1 protein-coding gene and 1 pseudogene are annotated in these 2,614 nt (G+C 74.4%); one reads left to right on the plus strand and one right to left on the minus strand.

From position 1 onward, the window contains the following. Nucleotides 1-189, minus strand: a pseudogene (locus QM582_RS08795) (hypothetical protein); the annotation flags it as partial. A gap of 117 nt (nucleotides 190-306) precedes the next feature. Here QM582_RS08795 and treY point away from each other — a divergent pair. Then, nucleotides 307-2,614, plus strand: a 2,308-nt coding sequence (treY, locus tag QM582_RS08800; protein WP_415083623.1) for a malto-oligosyltrehalose synthase, incomplete at its 3' end; no start/stop codon positions are given.

The following is a 2,614-nucleotide window of genomic DNA, read 5'->3' on the forward strand; positions in this document are numbered from 1 at the left end:
CTTCGGCGGGGTGGACGCGGTGGGGCTGGTCGAGCCGGTCGGGCCCGGTGCGGACGAGGCGGTGGAGCCCGGCGGCGGCGCGCTGCGGTCGGTGCTCGGCGGGCCACCGGGCAGCGTGCAGCCCGCCACCAGCACCAGCGAGATTGCCGCTGTCCCCACCATGCCGAGGATCGGCGCGCGTCGTTGCATCTGCGTCCTCCATCGTCCGTTCCGGCGCCTGGGGCGCCGACTGCCGGCCATTTCGAGAGTCTAGGTGAGTGTCTCCGCCACGACCGGCTGTCAGACCGGTCTGCCAGAATCAACGAGATGGAGCCCATCGCCCGACCGTTCACGGCCACCTATCGGCTGCAGCTGCACCGCGATTTCACCCTCGACGATGCCGCCGCGGCAGTGCCGCACCTGGCCGCGCTCGGCGTCAGCCACGTCTACCTGGCGCCGATCCTGACCGCGGTGCCCGGCTCGAAGCACGGCTACGACGTCCTCGATCACACCGCGATCAACCCCGAGCTGGGCGGCCGGGACGCGCTGCGGCGGCTGGCCGCGCGCTGCCACGAGCACAGCCTCGGCATCGTGGTCGACGTGGTTCCGAACCACATGGCGCTGGTCGCCCCGCAGTGGCGCAACGCCCCGCTGTGGGACGTGCTGCGGCACGGCCGCGGGTCGTCCTTCGCGCACTGGTTCGACGTCGACTGGGACCATCTCGGTGACCGGTTCGGCCTGCCCGTCCTGGGCGGCCCGCTGGCCGACACCCTGGGCGAGCTGCACCGCGATGTCGGACGCCCCGACGAGGGTCCGGCGTCCGGGCAACCGGTGCTGCGCTACCACGATCACGTGCTGCCGCTGCGTCCGGACGGGCCCGCGACGTCCGATCTGGCCGAGCTGTTGAGCGCCCAGCACTGGCTGCTGGCGTCGTTCCGGGAGGCCGGCGAGGTGCTCAACTACCGGCGGTTCTTCGAGGTGGACCAGTTGGTCGCCGTCCGGGTCGAAGAGCCGGACGTCTTCGACGCCACGCACGCGCTGCTGCTGGAGCTGCACCACGCCGGGGTGATCGACGCGTTCCGGATCGACCATCCCGACGGGCTGGCCGACCCGGAGGGCTACCTGGCCCGGCTGGCGGCCGCCTGCCGTCCGGGCACCCCGATCTGGGTGGAGAAGATCCTGGAGGGGTCCGAGCGGCTGCCGTCCTGGGCCTGCCAAGGCACCACCGGCTACGACGCCGCCGCGGTGATCGACGCCGCGCTGGTCGATCCGGCCGGCGTGGACGCGGTGAGCGCGGCCTGGGCGGACGCCGGCGGCGAGCCGTCGTTGCAGGCCTGCGTCGCGTCCAGCAAGCGGCAGGTGCTGAACCAGCTGCTGCAGCCGGAACTGAACCGGCTGCAGCGGGCCGCGACGGCGGCACTGCCCGCTGCCGACCTCGGCCTGGTGTGGGCGGCGCTGTCGGAGCTGCTGCTGCAGTTGCACGTCTACCGCGCCTACGTCCGCCCGGGGGCACCGGTCGATCCGGCGCTGGTCGCCCCGCTGCACCAGGCCCTGGAACGGGTCCGGGCCGCGCGTCCGGAGCTCGCCGAGACCGCCACCGCACTGGCGGCGGTGCTGGAGCGGCCCGACACCGCCCCCGGGGACGCGGCCGCGGCGGCCGACCTGTGCGTCCGGTTCCAGCAGACCACCGGACCGGTGATGGCCAAGGGCATCGAGGACACCGCCTTCTACCGCTGGCACCGGCTGGTCGCGCTCAACGAGGTGGGCGGAGACCCGGCCTGCGGCGAGCATCCCGGGGTGGAGGCGCTGCACGCCTGGGCGGCGGAGCAGGCCGCGCGCTGGCCGCTCGGCATGACCGCGCTCTCCACCCACGACACCAAACGCAGCGAGGACGTCCGGGCCCGGCTGATCGCGCTGGCCGGCGACCCGGCGGGCTGGCGCCGGATCGTCGCCCTGGCCGCGCGGGCGTCCGAGGCACACGGGGTCGACGCCGCCACCGGGCAGCTGATCTGGCAGACCGTCGCCGGCACGCCCGGCCTGACGCCGCAGCGGCTGGACGCCTACCTGACCAAGGCGGTGCGGGAGGCCAAACAGCGCAGCAGCTGGCTGCAACCCGACGCCGACTACGAGCGACGCGTCGGCGAGCTGGGCCGGGCGATGCTGTCCGGCGGGCCGGTGGCGGACGCCATCGAGGAGGTGGCCGGCGCCAACGCCGACGCGATCCGCACCGTCACGCTGGCCCAGAAGCTGATCCAGCTGACCCTGCCCGGCGTCCCGGACAGCTATCAGGGCTCGGAGCTGTTGAACCTCACCCTGGTCGACCCGGACAACCGGGGCCGCATCGACTTCGCCGCTCACGCCGCCCGGCTCGCCGACCTCTACGCCGGAGGCGGCGACCTCGACCTGGACGGCGAAGTCCTGCTGGTCACCTCCCGCGCGCTGCGGCTGCGCCGGGACCGTCCCGACGACTTCGCCGCCGGCTACCAGGCCTGGGAGCTCGGCGCGGGGCTGCTCGGCTTCCGCCGCGGCACCGAGGTGCTGGTCGCGGTCCGCAGGCTGCCGCGGGTGCCGCTGCCGGCGTCCGTGCCGCTGCCGCCGGGCGACTGGCGCGACGCGTTCACCGGGGCGATTCACC

This window comes from Micropruina sp. (assembly GCF_047607385.1).
In the GTDB taxonomy this organism is placed as follows: domain Bacteria; phylum Actinomycetota; class Actinomycetes; order Propionibacteriales; family Propionibacteriaceae; genus Micropruina.